At 72.1% G+C, this 18,048-nt stretch carries 14 protein-coding genes and 1 pseudogene; 10 read left to right on the top strand and 5 right to left on the bottom strand.

From position 1 onward, the window contains the following. Positions 1–11: 11 nt before the first annotated feature. The 3 genes from H305_RS0132500 (at position 12) to H305_RS0132490 (ending at position 3,494) form a co-directional block, all read left to right on the top strand. On the top strand, positions 12–1,034 hold the full coding sequence (locus H305_RS0132500) for a threonine aldolase family protein (RefSeq protein ID WP_028804126.1): 1,023 nt from the start codon (positions 12–14) through the stop codon (positions 1,032–1,034). Positions 1,035–1,096: 62 nt separating this feature from the next. Then, positions 1,097–2,350, top strand: a complete 1,254-nt coding sequence (locus tag H305_RS0132495; protein ID WP_028804125.1) for an epoxide hydrolase family protein — start codon at positions 1,097–1,099, stop codon at positions 2,348–2,350. Between the two features lie 4 nt (positions 2,351–2,354). Beyond that, positions 2,355–3,494 carry an NADAR family protein gene (locus H305_RS0132490; RefSeq protein ID WP_028804124.1) on the top strand — a complete coding sequence of 380 codons (1,140 nt, stop codon included), beginning with the start codon at positions 2,355–2,357 and terminating at the stop codon, positions 3,492–3,494. Between the two features lie 77 nt (positions 3,495–3,571). Here the strand turns inward: H305_RS0132490 and H305_RS0132485 are convergent, their stop codons facing one another. Continuing rightward, the gene (locus H305_RS0132485; protein ID WP_028804123.1) at positions 3,572–5,071 is read right to left on the bottom strand and encodes a metallophosphoesterase family protein; all 1,500 of its coding nucleotides are present in this window, start codon (positions 5,069–5,071) and stop codon (positions 3,572–3,574) included. A gap of 154 nt (positions 5,072–5,225) precedes the next feature. Between H305_RS0132485 and H305_RS0132480 the strand changes: the two genes are divergently transcribed. After that, positions 5,226–5,963 carry an SAM-dependent methyltransferase gene (locus H305_RS0132480; protein WP_028804122.1) on the top strand — a complete coding sequence of 246 codons (738 nt, stop codon included), beginning with the start codon at positions 5,226–5,228 and terminating at the stop codon, positions 5,961–5,963. Positions 5,964–6,050: 87 nt separating this feature from the next. Here the strand turns inward: H305_RS0132480 and H305_RS47685 are convergent, their stop codons facing one another. Continuing rightward, positions 6,051–7,520 (bottom strand): hypothetical protein, encoded by a 1,470-nt coding sequence (locus H305_RS47685; protein ID WP_051371192.1) that lies wholly within the window; start codon positions 7,518–7,520, stop codon positions 6,051–6,053. A gap of 546 nt (positions 7,521–8,066) precedes the next feature. Between H305_RS47685 and H305_RS0132470 the strand changes: the two genes are divergently transcribed. The 3 genes from H305_RS0132470 to H305_RS0132460 all read left to right on the top strand — a co-directional run bounded on the left by H305_RS0132470 (position 8,067) and on the right by H305_RS0132460 (position 12,021). Then, complete coding sequence (locus tag H305_RS0132470; protein WP_028804121.1) at positions 8,067–8,912, top strand: MIP/aquaporin family protein; 846 nt, start codon at positions 8,067–8,069, stop codon at positions 8,910–8,912. Positions 8,913–8,935: 23 nt separating this feature from the next. Further along, positions 8,936–10,453 carry a glycerol kinase GlpK gene (gene glpK, locus H305_RS0132465; protein ID WP_028804120.1) on the top strand — a complete coding sequence of 506 codons (1,518 nt, stop codon included), beginning with the start codon at positions 8,936–8,938 and terminating at the stop codon, positions 10,451–10,453. A 335-nt stretch (positions 10,454–10,788) separates the two neighbouring features. Next, entirely contained in the window at positions 10,789–12,021 is a 1,233-nt protein-coding gene (locus tag H305_RS0132460) for an MFS transporter (RefSeq protein ID WP_051371190.1), read from the top strand. Positions 12,022–12,051: 30 nt separating this feature from the next. Here the strand turns inward: H305_RS0132460 and H305_RS0132455 are convergent, their stop codons facing one another. Next, complete coding sequence (locus H305_RS0132455) at positions 12,052–12,756, bottom strand: response regulator (protein WP_028804118.1); 705 nt, start codon at positions 12,754–12,756, stop codon at positions 12,052–12,054. A gap of 118 nt (positions 12,757–12,874) precedes the next feature. Next, entirely contained in the window at positions 12,875–14,587 is a 1,713-nt protein-coding gene (locus H305_RS0132450; protein ID WP_028804117.1) for a SulP family inorganic anion transporter, read from the bottom strand. Positions 14,588–14,855: 268 nt separating this feature from the next. On the opposite strand from H305_RS0132450, the gene H305_RS53610 reads away from it, so the two are divergent. Together H305_RS53610 and H305_RS0132440 are read left to right on the top strand one after the other, a co-directional pair. Beyond that, positions 14,856–15,272, top strand: coding sequence for a universal stress protein (locus H305_RS53610; protein WP_158690609.1), 417 nt, complete (start codon positions 14,856–14,858; stop codon positions 15,270–15,272). A 134-nt stretch (positions 15,273–15,406) separates the two neighbouring features. Then, complete coding sequence (locus H305_RS0132440) at positions 15,407–16,279, top strand: universal stress protein (protein WP_028804116.1); 873 nt, start codon at positions 15,407–15,409, stop codon at positions 16,277–16,279. Between the two features lie 17 nt (positions 16,280–16,296). Here the strand turns inward: H305_RS0132440 and ppk2 are convergent, their stop codons facing one another. After that, positions 16,297–17,100 carry a polyphosphate kinase 2 gene (gene ppk2, locus H305_RS0132435; protein WP_028804115.1) on the bottom strand — a complete coding sequence of 268 codons (804 nt, stop codon included), beginning with the start codon at positions 17,098–17,100 and terminating at the stop codon, positions 16,297–16,299. Positions 17,101–17,149: 49 nt separating this feature from the next. On the opposite strand from ppk2, the pseudogene H305_RS0132430 reads away from it, so the two are divergent. Further along, positions 17,150–18,048 (top strand): annotated as a pseudogene (locus H305_RS0132430) (phosphoketolase); the annotation flags it as partial.

Genomic DNA, 18,048 nt, shown 5'->3' with positions numbered 1-18,048 from the left:
AGAAAGCCGAGATGAGCAGCGCAGCACCGATCGACCTGCGATCCGACACCGTGACCCGGCCCGATGCCGAGATGCGTGCCGCGATGGCCGCCGCCGACGTCGGCGACGACGTTCTCGACGGCGACCCCACGATGCGCGCCCTGGAGGACCGGGCCGCCGAACTCCTGGGCGTGGACGCGACCTTGTGGGTGCCGAGCGGCTCCATGGGGAACCTCGTCGCGCTCTTCCTCCACCTGCGCAGAGGTGACCGCTTCTTCGCCCCGCAGCGCGCGCACGTGCTCGACAGCGAGGTCGGCACGGCGTCCTGGCTCGCCGGGGGCATGCCGCAGCCGCTGCCCTGGACGGCGGGCCCGGGGCGGATCACCGCGGAGGACATCCGAGCCTCGGCGCTCGGCGGCGGAGCGTACTTCGCCCTGCGCAACCGGTTGTTGTGCCTGGAGAACACGCACAACGCGGCGGGCGGTACCACCACCTCGCCGCAGGAACACGCCGAACTGGTCGCCGCGGCCCGGGAGGCGGGACTGCTGGTCCATCTGGACGGCGCCCGCGTCTGGAACGCGGCGGTGGCCCTGAAGACCGCGCCCGCCGATCTCACCCGCGGCGTGGACACGGTTCAGGCGTGCCTCAGCAAGGGGCTGGGCGCCCCCGTCGGATCGGTGGTCGGCGGCAGCGCCGACTTCGTGCACGAAGCCCGGCGGGTGCGCAAGATGCTCGGCGGGGGAGTGCGCCAGGGCGGCGTACTGGCCGCGGCCGGACTCGTGGCGCTGGAGCGCGTCGACCGGCTCGCGGAGGACCACGACAACGCGCGGTTCCTGGCGAGCGGGCTGCGCGAGCTGGGCTGGGACGCCGCGGCACCCGAGACGAACATCGTCATGGCAGAGGTGCCGGACCCGGCGGGTGCGGTCGGGCGGCTTCGCCGGGCCGGTGTGCTCGCCCTCTCCCTGGGTGGCCGCCTGCGCCTGATCACGCACCGCGACGTCTCACGGGACGACATCCGGCAGGCCCTCGACCGTATCGCCGCACTGTCCGACTGACCTGCCGGGCGGCACCGGGAGCGCCGGCCCCGTTCCGCCCGGACCGACCCGGAAGGACACCCATGGCAGCCGCGCGCTTCCCGCTGGAACCCGTGCCCCTCCATGTCCCCGACGCGGTCCTCGACGACCTCAAGGCACGCCTGCGGCTCACCAGATGGTCCGACGACGCGGGCAACGAGGACGAGTACTACGGCGTGGGCCGCCAACGCCTTCGGGAACTCGCCGACCACTGGCTCCACCACTACGACTGGCGCGAGGCCGAGGCGGCGATGAACGCCTACGAGCATTACAGGACCGAGATCCAGGGCGTGCCCGTGCACTTCATGCGCAAGCCCGGCGTCGGCCCCGACCCGGTGCCGCTGATCCTCACCCACGGGTGGCCCTGGACGTTCTGGCACTGGTCGAAGGTCATCGGCCCGCTCGCCGACCCGGCTGCCTTCGGGGGCGACCCCGCCGACGCGTTCGACGTCATCGTCCCCTCCCTGCCCGGCTTCGGCTTCTCCACCCCGCTGACGGGCCGTCCGGACATGAACTTCTGGAAGGTCGCCGACCTCTGGCACACCCTGATGACCGGCACACTGGGGTACGAGAAGTACGCCGCCGGAGGATGCGACGTCGGCGCCCTCGTCACCGGCCAGCTCGGTCACAAGTACGCCGCCGAACTGCACGGCATCCACATCGGCTCCGGCCTGAAGCTCACGTTCTTCAACGGCGACCGGGCCTGGGACCTCAGCGGCGGGCAGCCCCTCCCCGAGAATCTGCCCGAGCACGTCCACCGCCAACTGGTCGCCTACGAAAGGCGGTTCGCTGCCCATCTCGCCGCCCACGTGCTGGCGCCCAGCACCCTCGCCCATGGTCTGTCCGACTCCCCGGTCGGACTGCTCGCCTGGATCCTGGAACGCTGGACAAAATGGAGCGACAACCACGGCGACGTGGAGAACGTCTTCTCCAAGGACGACCTCCTCACCCACGCCACGATCTTCTGGGCCGGCAACTCCATCGGCACCTCGATGCGCTACTACGCCAACGCCAACCGTCATCCCTGGACGCCCTCCCACGACCGTCACCCGGCCGTCGAGGCACCCACGGGCATCACGTTCGTCGGCTACGAGAACCCGCCCGGCGTCTCCACCGGGCAGCGCGTGGAGCACTGGCTGTCCACGGACCGTGCCGCCTGGTACCACCACGTCAACCTCACGGCACACGACGAAGGCGGCCACTTCATCCCCTGGGAGGTCCCCGACGCCTGGGTCGACGACCTGCGCCGCACCTTCCGCGGCCGACGCCGCACCTCCCAGGCGAGTCCGCCACAATGACCGGATGATCGGCAGACGGACCACCTACCGCATGGCGGACGGCATACGCATACCCGGAACCTGGCGGCACGCCTTCATCCGCAACGGCGACTACCACCTCACCGACCTGTTCATCTACGCGGACGGACTCATCGACTGCTGGGGCCTGGTCACCCTGGAGGAGTTCGAGGAGAAACTGCGCAGCGGCTGGGTCGCCACCGAACTCCCGGACGGCGCCCGGGCGTCCGGCTTCGAGCTGGCCGCCTGGAAGTTCGGCGAGCCGCGCAGCTGGCACACGCCTGAGCTGCTGCTCGCCGAGGTGCGCGACACCATCGACGAACTCAACGGGCGTCCGGACTCCACGGACCGGTGCCTGGCCGCGGTCGACGCCTTCCTCGCCGACCGCACCGAGGAGAAGCGGGCCGCCGCCCGCGCCGCCTACCTCGCCATCCCCGCGACGCAGCGCCACTACGCGCTCGGCGACATGGACCGCAAGGACTGGCCGCTCCAGGTCCTGGTGGCCGGAGTCGGCGGACGCACGGAGAGAAACCCCGAGGCGGAGGTCACGCAGGAGGTCCACGACGAGGCGATCGCCTACTTCGAGGAGCGCGCCCAGTGGATCGCGGAACGGCCCTCACGGGTCCTCGCCGACGGTCCCGCGGAGCCCGTGGCGCCCGCGATCCACCTCTACCAGAGCTATCCGCTCAGGCCGTCGGACGACCCCGGCACCAAGGGGCTGCGCAACGATTATCCGGCCCCCGTCGCGGTCGACGGCGTCACCTACCCGTCCGTCGCACACGCGTACTGGGCCCTGTCGATCGCCGACCCGGCCGTCGGCTCGGCGATCACCGCGGAGAGCAGCGTGTTCGAGGCCCGGAAGCTGGCCGTCGGCGCCCCGCTGCGCGACGGCTGGGAGCACGCCCGCACGGCCGTCCTGACCGCTCTGCTGCGCGCCAAGTACGCGCAGCACCCGGCCCTGGCCGGGGCCCTGCTGGCCACGGGCGACGCCACCCTGATCTACGACGACAGCGACTCCGCGTTCTGGGGTGACAAGGGCGGCCGGGGCCGCAACTGGACCGGGCGACTCCTCGAACTCGTCCGCTCCGAACTGCACGCCGGGAGCGCGGGCGTCCTCCCCGGGGCGACGGCCGCGACCAGGCACTAGGGGGGCGTCGTTCGGATCGGTCCGGATCCGAACGGCATCCCCGGAGCCCGGGGGTGCCCTGGCCCGGCGGCACCGGGTCAGGGCAGCGGGATGACCACCTCGTCCTCGACCGGCGGGTCGATCTCCTGCTCCCGGTTGCCGGTGGCGGCGAAGCAGCGCAGACGGACCGAGGACGGGGTGACGTCCAGACGCAGGAACGACTTGAAGAAGGGCGGGCTGTAGGTCGCCGAACCCGGGGAGAAGAGCTGGGTGTACGCCTTGCGCACCGGGAGGCGGAAGCGCGAGGTGCGGTCGGGCCGTCCGCCCGCCCCCAGCAGGGAAGCCACCAGCCGGGTGCGCCGGGTGACGCGGACGGGCGCACTCGCGGATCGGGTCGGCGGGATGCCGAGCCGCTCCGCCATGACGGCCATGGCCTGCTCCTCGGTGAGGGTGAAGAAGCGACGCATCCGCAGCCGGCGCCCGTAGAGCCTGCTGTAGAAGGCCAGTGAGTCGCCGCGCAGCGGGTAGCAGCGGAAGTCCGCTTCGGTGACCCGGGCGACGGAGACGCGGGGGATGGTGTGCGTGGCGTGCATGAACGCCCCGCCGCCACCGGCGACCACGTACTGCAGGGTGCGGTCGCCGACCTTGACGGGATAACGCTGGTAGTTGTGGATGTCGCCCCCTATCGCGGCGACGTAGTGGTGCGCGGGGTCGCGCACGATGTCGTCGACGGTGCCGCCGCCCTCGATCTCGCACGGATGGTGTTCCGCGTCCACGTACAGGGGCGAACCGGTGATCAGGATCTTGGGGGTGTCGCCCGCGGAGACCTCGCGCAGCCAGCGTCCCTGCTCGGCGTCGATCGTCCCGAGGAGACCGGTGTCTATACCGATGATCCGCACCGGACCGGCGTCGACGGCCCAGTACGGCCCCGGCTGGACGGCCTGTTGGGCCGGTGCCGAGCGCAACCTGCGTGCCTCGGCGAGCCGTTGCTCGTCCGCCTTGCGCGGCGTGTGCCACAGCAGCGAACGCAGCCGGGCCCGCAGGGTCCGTCGCTGCCCGTTTTCCGGCGCGAGGGGTGGCGCGTCGCAGAAGACCCGCATGAAGCCGTGCAGGTCCTCGTACCAGTCGTGATTGCCGGGTATGGCGTATATGGGGGCCGGGTAGTCCCGGTACGGACCGTGGAACTTCGTGCCGTAGTCGTCGGTGCTGCCGACCGGATAGATCACGTCACTGGCGAGGACCGCGAAACTCGATCCCCGACTGGCTTTCAGGAAGCCGGGGACGACGGCGTATTGAGGCGCGTCGCCCTCGCCGGTGTCCCCGATCACCATGAAGGAGAAGTGGTCGGGATCGTCGCGCCGCACCACCGCGTCGGCGGGCGCGCCGGCGCTCCTGCGCTGTTCCACCCAGCGGGCGCGGGTACGGCCCGTGGGGTCTCCGAACCACGAGGCGAGCACGCCGTTGCGCGCGGGCCACAGCGTCCTCGGGTCGAGCCACGAGAGTTTCTCGACGCGGGAGGGCATCAGGCGCCGGTAGTCGCCGGGTTCCGGAGTGCCCCAGCCGGCGCCCCGGGCGGTGTCGCGTGAAGAGTCGGACATCGGTGAACGGTAACAACGATCTTCCCGGACGCGGGAGGGGGGCGGGCGGTCGCCGCCCCGGCACCGTCCGAAGGCCCCGCGCACGGCGATCCCGCGAACGGCACGTGCGGGAAATAGGGGTGCGCGTGGCGCCGACCGCTGACAGGCTGCGCCGGTGAATCGCGAACAACTGTCCGGCATCGCCCACGCCGACCACCCGATCAAGGCGCCGCTCGACGACGAATCCGTGCGCCGACTACTGGAACAAGCCCTGCCGCGCGGCGACGAGCGCGTGCTGGACCTCGGCTGCGGCGGAGGCGAATGGCTGCTGCGAGCCCTGGCCGGCAACCCGCGGCTGCGCGCCGAGGGCGTCGACACGTCCGAGGAGGCCCTGGCCCAGGCGCGCCGGGGTGCGACCGCACGGGACGTCGGGGAGCGTCTGGCACTCCATCACCTGCCGGCCTCGGACTTCTCCTCGCCCCACCCGTTCGACCTCGTGCTCAGTGTCGGTGCCACCCATGCGTTCGGCGGCCTGCTGCCCACCCTGGCCGCGGCGCGCGAACACCTCGCGCCGGGCGGGCGCGTGCTGATCGGGGATGCCGTCTGGGACCGGGAGCCGTCCCCGGAGGCGGTCGAGATGCTGGGGGAGTACGACGACCTGGCCACCACGGTCGAGCGTGTCGTCGCCGACGGCTGGACCCCGGTCCACGGGCACGTCAGCACCCGCCGGGAGCTGGACGACTACGAGTGGGCCTGCTGGGGTTCGCTCGCCTCCTGGGCCCTCGACCACCCCGCCGACCCGGACAGCGCCCAGGCGCTGGCCACGGCCACCGAGCGGCGGTCCGAGTGGCTGCGTGTCTACCGGGACTGCTTCGGGTTCGTCTGCCTGGTCCTGCGCCGCACGCCGAGCTGACCGGCGCGGGGCCCGCACACCGAGGCGTCCTCGCGCGGCCGGCCTGGGCATCCGGCCCGGCCGGCCGCGCGAGCGGCGATGTCGGTCCTACGACGCGTCGTGCACCTTCCCCGTGAACGGCGGCCCCTCGTGCGGCTCGCCGGTGTCGTCGTGGACGGTCGGCCGCAGGCGTACCGTCTCCTCCGGCTCGGCCACCCGGTCCACGACGGTGGGAAGGGTCAGCTCGGCGGCGGTGCGCCCTGCGGGCACGTCGACGAGGAGGTACAGCTGCTCCACCGACGACAGGGGCCGTGGCGGCTGAGGCTGCGCGCCGGAGTGGTCCCGCAGCCACCGCGGGTCGACGTCCGTGGTGGACAGTTCGGTGCCGCCCGTGACGGGAAGGACTCCGAAGTAGGCCTGGATGTCCGCGTCGGCCACCTCGGACAGGGAAACCTTCCACGTCAGGCTCCGGCCCTCGGTGACCTGGTCGGCGACCGGTGTCACCCGGACTGCGGGCGCCGGGTCGTCGTTCACCGCGACGACGCCGCCGAGATGCGCGCCGACCACCGCACCCCGGACCGCCTTCACGAACACGTCGTGCGCGACGTCGTAGCCGAAACGGGTGTTGCCCCGTACCCGGACCCGTACGTCGATGCCGTGAGCGCCGGGCCGCACGGTCACCTCGCGCGCCGTCGCCTCGCCGGTCCCCGGATCGGCGACGAACAACCGGACGGTTCCCCTGCGGTGCCCGGACACGGACACCGGCACGTGGTAGGTCCGTGTGCCCGAGTCGCCCTCGGCGACCGACAGGCGGCCCACGTCGACACGGGGCATCTCGGCCGCCCTGACGGCGGGCAGCCCGGCACGCCAGCCCCACGCGTCCATCAGCCGCGCCTGTCCCGACCGGCTGCGCGGCACCAGCTCCAAAACCGTCACCCTGCGCAGATCGAGCCCGGCGCGGGTGGCGGCGGCCAGCGGCACACGGACCTCCTGCCCCCAGAAGGAGGCGGTGCGATCCGTCCCCGGCAGCCCGTCGAGCTCCAGCCTCCCCAAGAGGGCCCGGCGGCCCGAGGCGTCGGCCACCGCCACATCGAGCCGGGCGTCCCTGCTGTCGGGCGGCACGATCACCCGCAGTGCCAGCGCGTCGGACCCGGCCACGTCCACGGCGCGCGCCGCACGGACGCGTGTCGTGGTGCCGGGCGCCGTCCAGCGCAGTGCCACGGCGTGCCGGCCGGGTTCCTTCGAGGTCTCCCACATCACGAAGTGCGGGGAGCCGCCCCGCTCGCCGGGTCCGAGGCAGGCGGTGTCCACGTCGGTGTCCACCTGGTTGCAGAGCCGTCCGCCGTCCACGGTGACCCGGGCGTCCGGCAGGAACGCCGGTATGCGGCGTCCGCCGACCGCGTGCGTGAGCACCCGTGCGGGGCCCGCCGAGGGCGCACGCCGGTTCGATCCGTCGAGCAGCGGCCGCACCCGGTCGTCACCGGCGACGAACACCCGTGCCGCCACGGCCAGGTACGTCGCACCGGCGGCCTGCTGCTGCCGTGCCGTCAGCCTGGTCGAGGCGGAGCGCGAGCACACCCGGTCCGGCTCGTCCCCGGTCCCCCGTGCGTCCCGGAAACATCGCGGGACGCTCTCCGCCCCACGAGGACGGGAGCGGAGACCGAGGGGTTGCCTGACGGCACAGGTACAGGCGAAGGCCCGGACAGAGGTATCGACGGAAAGTCAGGACCGGGGCGCGTTCCGAGTGTCGCGGGCGCGGGTGTACGGCCCGGCGTGCGCGGCCCGCGGGAGCTCGCGCCCCGCGTATGAGGGGACCGGCCGCTCGCGTGGGCGAGTGGGCCACGGACCATTGCGCCGGCCGGCCGGGTTGCCGTCCGTCGCCACCCGGTCGGCGTACACGCACGGACGGGTGCGCCGGCCGAGTGACGGTTCGGGTCGAGTTGTGCAACTCCCGGCGCTCCGCGTGCGGTGGAGGCTCCCGGACGGGCCACACACCCGCGTGAGTCCGTTTTAGAAGGAATGTCACCTCTTATGCGGTTAATTAAGAATCAATCTATCCTGATGCCGTTAGGGCTCCGGCAGTCGACGGCCGGTCATATGTGGCCGGTGGGAAAGCGGGCTTCCATGGCTGATCGACTTAAAAGGTTGGGGTTGGTCGGCGAGATGTCGGCCGAGTTCCTCGGCACCATGATCCTCATCCTCTTCGGCGTCGGCGTGGTGGCCCAAGTGGTCGCCGGTGGAGGGCTCACCGTCCCACCGGGCGGCCTCGGAAACCACGACAGCATCGCCTGGGCCTGGGGCATCGGCGTCACGATGGGTGTCTACGTCGCGGCCCGGCTGAGCGGTGCGCACCTCAACCCGGCGGTCACCCTGGCCCTGGCCGCCTTCAAGGGGTTTCCCTGGAAGAAGGTGGCGCCCTACGTGGTCGCCCAGACGGCAGGCGCCTTCGTGGCGGCCCTCATCGTGCGCTGGAACTACACCGAGGCACTGGCCAAGGTGGACCCCGGGCACACCGTCAAGACGCAGTTCGTGTTCTCGACCCTGCCCGCCAACGGAAACACCAACCTGCCGGTCCACGAGTGGGGCGCCTTCCGCGACCAGGTCATCGGCACCGCCATCCTGCTGCTGCTGATCCTGGCGATCACGGACCTGCTCAACCAGCCGCCCGGCGCCAACATGGGGCCGTTCATCATCGGCCTGGTCGTCGTGGGCATCGGTATGGCCTGGGGCACCCTCGCGGGTTACGCGATCAACCCGGCGCGTGACTTCGGCCCCCGGCTGGCCAGCTTCATCACCGGATACGGCGGAGCCTGGCGAGATCAGTACGGCGCCATCTATTTCTGGGTGCCGATCGTCGGCCCGTTCGTCGGTGGACTGCTCGGCGCGGGCATGTACAAGGTCTTCATCGGCAGGTTCCTGCCCACGGCTGAGCCGGAGCCCCCCGGACGCGTCCCGGCCCCCGAGGACTGACCCCACACAAGAGGCGGCACACCATGGCGGACTTCGTGGGCGCGGTGGACCAAGGGACCACCAGCACTCGATTCATGATCTTCGACCACGCCGGCAACGAGGTGGCGAAGCACCAGCTGGAGCATGCCCAGATCCTTCCGCGCTCCGGATGGGTCGAGCACGACCCGGTGGAGATCTGGGAACGCACCAACTCGGTGATGCAGAACGCCCTGCGGCACGGAAACCTCTCTCCGGAGGACCTGGCGGCGATCGGGATCACCAACCAACGCGAGACCACCGTCGTCTGGGACCCGCGCAACGGCCGTCCCTACTACAACGCCATCGTCTGGCAGGACACCCGCACCGACTCCATCGCCGCGGCCCTGGAACGCTCGGGCCAGGGCGACGTCATCCGCCGTAAGGCGGGGCTGCCACCGGCGACGTACTTCTCGGGCGGCAAGATCCAGTGGATCCTGGAGAACGTCGACGGCGTCCGGAAAGCGGCGGAGCAGGGACACGCCCTCTTCGGCAACACGGACTGCTGGGTGCTGTGGAACCTGACCGGCGGCCCGCACGGCGGCATCCACGCGACCGACGTGACCAACGCCAGCCGCACGATGCTGATGGACCTGGAAAACCTCGACTGGGACGACGAGTTGCTGGGATTCTTCGACATCCCGCGATCGATGCTGCCGACCATCAACCCCTCGTCGCACCGCGAGGCCTACGGCGTGACGCGGACCACCCGGCCGCTGCAGGCCGCCATCCCCGTCACCGGAGTGCTGGGCGACCAGCAGGCGGCCACCGTCGGACAGGTCTGCTACTCGCCCGGCGAGGCCAAGAACACCTACGGAACCGGCAACTTCCTGGTGCTCAACACCGGCACGGAGCTGGTCCGCTCACAGCACGGCCTGCTCACCACCGTGGCCTACCAGTTCGGCGACAGCCCGGCGGTCTACGCCCTGGAGGGCTCCATCGCGGTCACCGGGTCCGCAGTGCAGTGGCTGCGTGACCAGATGAAGATCATCAAGAACGCGGCCGAGAGCGAGACCCTGGCCCGCACCGTCGAGGACAACGGCGGCATGTACTTCGTGCCCGCGTTCTCGGGCCTGTTCGCCCCGTACTGGCGCTCCGACGCCCGCGGCGCGATCGTCGGGCTCGCCCGCTACAACGACAACGGCCATCTGGCGCGGGCCACGTTGGAGGCCATCTGTTACCAGAGCCGCGACGTCGTCGAGGCCATGGAGCAGGACTCCGGAGTCCACCTGGACGTCCTCAAGGTCGACGGCGGCGTCACGGCCAACGACCTGTGCATGCAGATCCAGGCCGACGTCCTCGGCGTACCGGTCAGCCGGCCCGTCGTGGCCGAGACCACGGCGCTCGGCGCCGCCTACGCGGCGGGGCTCGCCACCGGCTTCTGGCGGGACACCGACGAACTGCGCACCCACTGGCAGGAGTCCAGGCGCTGGGAGCCCCAGTGGTCGGACGAGCAGCGGGCGGAGGGATACGCCAACTGGAAGAAGGCGGTGGAGCGCACGCTCGACTGGGCCACGGTCGAATAGCAGGCCAGTCCGGCTCACCCTTCCCCTCTGCCGAGCACGTCGCAGTCCGGTGGCACGACGGATCCCCGACGGAATCCGTGTCGGGGACTCGCCTGTTCGGGGCGGGACGGGGGTGGCCGCCGCGCGGACCGAATGGGCGGGAGGTGTGTCGTGGTGCCCGAGGTCCGAAGGAGGGGGGGAGGGCTGTCGTGGTGCCCGCGGTCCGCAGGGAGCGGACGGCCGCCGCCGTGCCCGCCGTTCCCCGAGGACGGCCGGATACCGTCGTCCCTCCCGGGGTGCGATTGTCCCGTCGGCCAGGCGCTGCACTAAGGTGCTCGCCGGGCACGAGGGGGATCATGAAGACCGCGGCAGACTCACCGACGATCCGCAGCGCCCCACTGAGGGTCCCGGCCTTCCGGCGGTTCGTCCTCGCCAACCTGATCTCCGTCACAGGGTCAGCGATGGCTCCCCTCGCGCTCGCCTACTCCGTGATCGAACAGGGTGGTGGCGCCGGAGCCCTCGGCATCGTCCTCGCCATGAACACCGTTCCGACCGTCGTCTTCCTCCTGATCGGCGGAGTCCTCGCGGACCGGATGTCCCGGAGCCGGATCCTCTTCCTCGGCAATCTGCTGGCCGCCGCCGCGCAGGGAGCACTGGCAGCGACCGTCGCCACCGGCCACGCGACCACGACGTCCATCGCCCTGTGCGGCTTCGCGTCCGGAACCGCCGTGGCCTTCACCATGCCCGCCGCCCAGGGCGCGGTGGGCCAGATCATCCCCGCGGAGCACCTCCAGCGGGCGAACGCCCTGCTCAGACTGCCGAGCAACGCGGTCAAGGTGCTCGGACCCGTCGTCGGCGGTCTCGTCGTCGCGACGGCAGGACCGGCCTGGGCCCTGGCGTGGGACGCGCTCACCTTCGCCGTCGCGGCCCTGCTCCTGCGGGGCCTGCGGCTGGACGCGCCGACGACCGCGCACAGCGCCCTGGACGATCTGCGCGCGGGGTGGCGCGGTTTCCGGTCGCGCACCTGGCTGTGGACCTACACGGCCGCCGGAACGGTCCTCGTGGCCGCCTGGCTGGCCGGTTTCCAGCTCCTCGGGCCGCTCGTCGCGGCGGAAGGGTACGAAGGGGCCCGCGACTGGGGACTCGTCCAGGCGGCCTTCGCCTCGGGCCTGCTCGTGGGAACGCTCGTGTGCCTGCGCTGGAAGCCGTATCGCCTGCTCACCGTGGCGGTCATGGCGAGCTCCGTGCTCGCCGTCCCGCTGTTCGCCCTGGGCTGGGGGCTGCCGCTGCCGTTCGTCCTGTCGGCGGCCCTGCTCGCGGGCATCGGTCTCGATGTCGCCATCGTCGCGTGGACCACCGCCTTCCAGCACCATGTGCCGCAGGCCGAGCAGGGCCGGATGAGCGCATTCAACAGCGTCGGGGAACTCCTCGCCATCCCCCTCGGCTATCTCATCACCGCCCTCGCGTCCGGCGTGTGGGACAACCGGACGATCCTCGTGGCGTGCGCCGCACTCGTTGTCGCGGCCGCCGTCCTCAACCTCTGTGTGCGCGACGTGTATCGCGTCAACCGCCCCGCGGACGCCACGTGACATCGCCGCCGGGTGCGTGGCGGGCCGGCCTCACCTGGCCGGGCGGTCCACGGCCTGCGGCTGCTGCTCCAGATGCGAGGCGAGGACCGCCGCCTGGACCCGGCGCTGCACCCCCAGCTTGGCCAGCAGCCGGGAGATGTGGTTCTTGACCGTCTTCTCCGACAGAAAGAGCCCCTCGCCGATCTCGCGATTGGTGAGCCCGTCGCCGATCAGGACGAGGATCTCCCGCTCGCGTGGGGACAGACTCGCCAGCTCGGGCGGCACACCGGGGCTCTCGGCCGGATCGGCGCGCAGGGAGCGCATCAGGCGGGCCGTCGTCGCGGGATCCAGCATCGACTGTCCCGAGGCGACGGTGCGCACCGCCGAGACCAGGTCGGAGCCCTTGATCTGCTTGAGGACATAGCCCGCGGCCCCCGCCATGATCGCGTCGAGCAGGGCGTCCTCGTCGTCGAACGACGTCAGCATCAGGCAGGCCAGGTGCGGCATCCGGCTGCGCAGCTCGCGGCAGACCGTGATGCCGTCGCCGTCCGGGAGACGCACGTCCAGCACCGCGACGTCCGGGCGCAGCGCCGGCCCGCGGGTGAGCGCGTGCTCGACCGTGTCGGCGTCGCCGACCACCGAGATGTCGGGCTCCGAGTCCAGCAGATCGGTGAGTCCGCGGCGTACGACCTCGTGGTCGTCCAGCAGGAACACGCGGATCGGGTTCTGCTGTGTGAAAGTGCCTGGCTCGGTCATGACGACCCCTGGTTCCCCGACGGCGGACGGACTGTGGACCCTCCCTCACGATCATTGCTCGCGTGGGCCGGATGCACCAGGGCTGACCGGCCCCACACGCACCGCGGAACCCGGCCGCTCACCGGTCGCCGCACCATGTCCGGTAGGCGGCCACGGCGGTGGGCAGCGTCGGGAAGACGAGGTCCGGCCCGACGGAGTCCGCGAGTCCGTACGCCGTCAGATCGTCGAGGAGGTCCTGCTTGACGCGGGCCAGGGCGAACACGATCCCCCGGTCGGTGAGTTCGCGGCGTACGGCGTCGACGGCGTCGAGCGCGGTGATGTCGACCTCGACATTGGCCTCGGTGTTGAGGACGAACCAGCGGACGGGCTCGGTCTGTTCGTCGACGGCGGCCAGGGCCCGGCGGCGGAAGTCCTCGGCGTTGGCGAAGAAGAGCGGCGAGTCGTAGCGGTAGACCAGGAGGCCGGGGACGGTGCGCGCCTGCGGATAGTCGTCGACGTCGTGCATGCCCGCCATCCCCGGCACCAGCCCCTCCACCGCGTCGTGCGGACGCGCCACCCGGGTCAGCAGCTCCGCCACGGACAGCCCCACGGCGACCAGCACCCCGTACAGGATGTTCAGGGCGAGGACGCCCGCGAGACAGCCGAGCGCGAGCACGAGTTCGCGCCGCCGGAAGGATGCCAGCCGGCGGAAGCCCGCCAGATCGATCATGCGGATCGCCGCGTAGACCACGAGCGTCCCCAGCACGGCGGACGGGGTGCGGGTGAGCAGCGGGCTGAGGAAGAGCAGTACGGCCAGCACCACGGCCCCGGCCACCAGGGAGTACGCCTGGCTCCGGGCGCTCGCCGAGGAGGCGAGTGCGGTGCGGCTGGCGCTGCTGCTGACCGGGAAGCCGTGCACGGCCCCCGCACCCAGGTTCGCCGCGCCCAGCGCGAGGAACTCCTGGTTGGCGTCCAGCCCCGGTCCCTCGTCGTCGCGGTCCGTGAAGGCGCGGGCGGTGAGGATGAAGTCGGTGTACGCGACCAGGAGCACACCGAGGGCGGGCAGTACCAGCTGTGGCAGTTCACCCAGGTCCGGCACGGCGAGGCCGGGCAGCCCCGACGGGACCTCGCCGATCACCTGGACGCCGTACCGGTGATCGAGATCGAAGGCCACCACGGCGGCGGTGCCGAGCACGACGGCGAGCAGCGGTCCGGGCACCGCGGGGAACCGGGGTGCCACCACGAACAGGAAGACGAGCGCGGCCGCGGACAGGACGACGGTGGCGGGCCGGGCATCGGGCAGGTTCCCGAGGAAGGACCACAGCTGGGGAAAGAAGTCGGTGCCGGTCATGCCGGCGCCGGTCAGCTTCGGCAGCTGATCCACCATCATGATCAGGGCCACGCCGGCGAGATAGGCGATCAGGACGGGCCGCGAGAGCAGGTCGGCGAGGAAGCCCAGCCGCACCGCCCGCGCCACCAGACACAGCAGCCCGACCGTGGCCGCGAGGGCCGCGGCCAGCGTGGCGTAACGCCCGGGGGATCCGGCGGCGAGCGGGCCGACGGCGGTGGCGGTCATCAGGGCGGTGGTGGACTCGGGCCCCACCGAGAGCAGACGTGAGGAGCCGAGCAGCGCGTACAGCGCGAGGGCCGGCAGGATCGCCCACAGCCCGGCGACCGGAGAGAGCCCGGCGACACCCGCGTACGCCATGACCTGGGGCACGAGGTACGCGGCCACGGTCACGCCGGCCCGCAGGTCCCCCCTCAGCCAGGAGCGGCGGTAGCCGAGGAGGACGCCGAGGCCGGGCAGCAGACGTCTCCACCCCCGAACGCTCACGGGCGCATCGTGGGTCATGTGCCGCCTTCCGTCCTGTGACATCAGCATCCACCGAGGTGCCCCGCACCGCGAGACGCGTACCCCTCCCGCGCGTCCCGCCGCACCAACACGCCGTGCGAACCGGTCCGTTCGGTCCCCGGGCGGTCCCCTCGGGCCGACACTGCCCGGCCCCGTCCACGAGGCCCATGGGCCGGACGGCCCCGGCCCGGGGCCAGTGGCCCCTGCAGCCGCGGGCCCCCGGAACGTGACGCTGGAGCCGGATCCCCCGTCCCAGAAGGTGAGGGTCGTGCCGCGCACCGTCGCGGCGGGCCTCGACGGCACGCCGGAGAGCCGGGCCGCCTTCGACGCCTCCGTCCGCCGCGCCACGACCCTGCGGGTCGTGCGATGCTGGAAGCCGGCGCCGTACCGGGCCTGCGGCACGTCGGCCGATGTCGGCTTGCGCGCGGGCCGCGGCGCTGCACGAGTCCGCCGCCCTGGCCGAGACCGTCGGTCCGTGGCGGCGGAAGTTCCCGGATGCGGACGTCGTCGAGGATCCCGCTGCGGCAGCCCCGCGATGTGCCTGGTCGAGGCCTCCCGCGAGGCCTCGCGGGTCGTCGTCGGACGGCAGGCCCGCCGCAGCGCCTTCGGCGCCCACATCGGTGACGTCACCCACGCCGTCCTGCACCACTCCGCCGCTCCCGTCGCCGTCGTGGCCCACGGCTGACCGACCCACGAGGAGAAGGAACCGATGAAGGCAGCGGTCGTACGAACCGTCGGCACGCCCCCGGTCTCGGCGGAACGCCCGGGCCCGTGCCGGGGCGGCGTCCATGTCGCCGTCCGCACCGGGCGGTGAGGACGGTGGACCTCCCGATCGTGGTCGGTGTCGACGGTTCCGAGGCCACCCTGCGGGCGGTCGACTGGGCGGCCGACGAGGCCGCCCGCCGCAAGGTGCCCCTGCGGCTCGTGCACGCCTCGCTGTGGGAGCGCTTCGAGGGTGCCGCGCCCGCCGGCCTGGCCCAGAAGCCGGCAGAGCAGGTGATGGCCGAGAACATCGTCGAGGCCGCCGCGCAGCGCGCCCACCGACGCCAGGCCGGCGTGCCCACGTCCACCGATGTGCTGCCCGAGGAGCCGGCCTCCGCGCTCGTGCGGGAGAGCCGGAACGCCACCGCCGTCGTGCTCGGCACGCACGGCCGCGGCGGCCTCGCCGAACTGCTCCTCGGCTCCGTCAGCCTGAGCGTGGCCGAACGGGCGAGCTGCCCGGTGATCGTGCTGCGCGGCAGCGCCGACGACCGGGCCCGCGCCGACGAGCCCGGCCTCGTCGTCCTGGGAGTCAAAGAGGCGGCGGCCGACTCGGCGGCGGCACGGTTCGCGCTCCGGGAGGCGGAACTGCGCGGAGTGCCCCTGGAAGCCGTACGGGCCTGGCGCGCGCACGGGCACGCACGGCCCGCTCCTTCGGCTCCCCAGGAGGGTCCGGCCCCCACGCACGAGCAGCAGGCCGTGGAGGCGCTGAGGACGGCGGTGCACGACGCGCCGAAGGCCGTGGAGGTGTACCGGCACGCCGTGCAGGGCGCCCCGCGCCCCGTGCTCCTGGCCGCCTCGCAGGACGCGGACCTCCTCGTGGTCGGTGCCCGGCGCGAGCGAGGACGCGCGGGGCTCCGGCTGGGCCGCGTCGCCCGCGGCGTCCTGCACCACTCCGCCTGCCCCGTCGCCGTCGTCCCCGAGCCGCCGTGAAGGCGGCGAAGGGCCTCTCAGAGGGTCGCCGCGTGATCGGGCACGTACGTCTGCAGATCACGCGGCGGGCGCTGGTAGCCGGTCGACGCCGGCCGCTCCGGCAGTTCGAGGAACGGTGGCGGGACCTCGTGGTATGGCACGGAACCCAGCAGGTGGGCGATCATGTTGAGGCGCGCCCGGCGCTTGTCGTCGCTCTCCACGACATACCAGGGCGCCTCGCTGACGTCGGTGTGCACCAGCATGTCGTCCTTGGCCCGCGAGTACGCCTCCCAGCGGGTGAGCGACTCCAGGTCCATCGGCGACAGCTTCCAGCGCCGCAGCGGGTCCTCCAGCCGCCGCCGGAAGCGCTCCTGCTGCACGGCGTCGCTCACCGAGAACCAGTACTTGCGCAGCAGGATGCCGTCCTCCACCAGCATGCGCTCGAAGATCGGGCACTGGCGCAGGAAGCGCTGGTGCTCCTCCTTCGTGCAGAAGCCCATCACGTGCTCGACACCGGCCCGGTTGTACCAGGACCGGTCCAGGAGCACGATCTCCCCGGCGGCCGGCAGCTGCTCCACGTACCGCTGGAAGTACCACTGCGTGCGCTCGCGCTCGGTCGGCTTGGGCAGCGCCACGATCCGCGCCGAACGCGGGTTCAGGTGCTCGGCCACCCGCTTGATCGTGCCGCCCTTGCCCGCCGCGTCGCGCCCCTCGAAGATCACGACCAGTCGGGCCCCCTCGGCCCGCACCCACCCCTGCAGTTTCACCAACTCCGTCTGAAGACGCAGCAGTTCCTGCTCGTACACCTTGCGCGGCAGCTTTGCCGCCTCATCGTCGGCCATGCCGCCTCCACCACCCGATGACCTAGTCGATGACTCCGGAGGGTCACCCATGCCCAAGGTCGAACACCAGGACGCCACCGTACTTTCCGACGAGGAACTGCGCACCCTGGACGCCCACTGGCGCGCCGCCAACTACCTGGCGGCAGGACAGATATACCTGCTGGCCAACCCGCTGCTGAGCGAGCCGCTGCGCCCGGAGCACATCAAGCCGCGGCTGCTGGGGCACTGGGGTACCTCGCCCGGCCTCAACCTGGTGCACACCCACCTCAACCGCGTGATCAAGGAACGCGGACTGGACGCGGTGTGCGTGTGGGGGCCGGGGCACGGCGGGCCGTCCGTGGTCGCCAACTCCTGGCTGGAGGGCAGCTACAGCGAGACCTACCCGGACGTGTCGCGGGACGCCCCGGGCATGGAACGGCTCTTCCGGCAGTTCTCGTTCCCGGGTGGCGTGCCCAGCCACGTCGCCCCGGAGACCCCCGGCTCGATCCACGAAGGCGGCGAGCTCGGCTACTCGCTCGCCCACGCCTACGGCGCCGCCCTCGACAACCCCGGCCTGCTGGTCGCGTGTGTGATCGGTGACGGGGAGGCGGAGACCGGGCCGCTGGCCGCCTCCTGGCACTCCAACAAGTTCCTCGACCCGGTGCACGACGGCGCCGTCCTGCCGATCCTCCACCTCAACGGCTACAAGATCGCCAACCCGACGGTGCTGTCCCGCATCCCGGAGTCCGAACTCGACGCGCTGCTGCGCGGATACGGTCACGAGCCCATCCACGTCACCGGCGACGACCCCGTCCAGGTGCACCGGGCCATGGCCGCGGCGTTCGACGCGGCGCTGGACCGCATTGCTGTGATGCAGCGGTCGGCCCGAGAGGACGGCGTCGCCGAGCGTGTCCACTGGCCGGTGATCGTACTGCGCACCCCGAAGGGCTGGACCGGACCCGCCGAGGT

Origin of the sequence: Streptomyces sp. 142MFCol3.1 (genome assembly GCF_000424945.1) — a bacterium.
In the GTDB taxonomy this organism is placed as follows: domain Bacteria; phylum Actinomycetota; class Actinomycetes; order Streptomycetales; family Streptomycetaceae; genus Streptomyces; species Streptomyces siamensis.
Note: the sequence above shows the minus strand (reverse complement) of the source record. Positions and strands in the feature narration are given on the sequence as shown.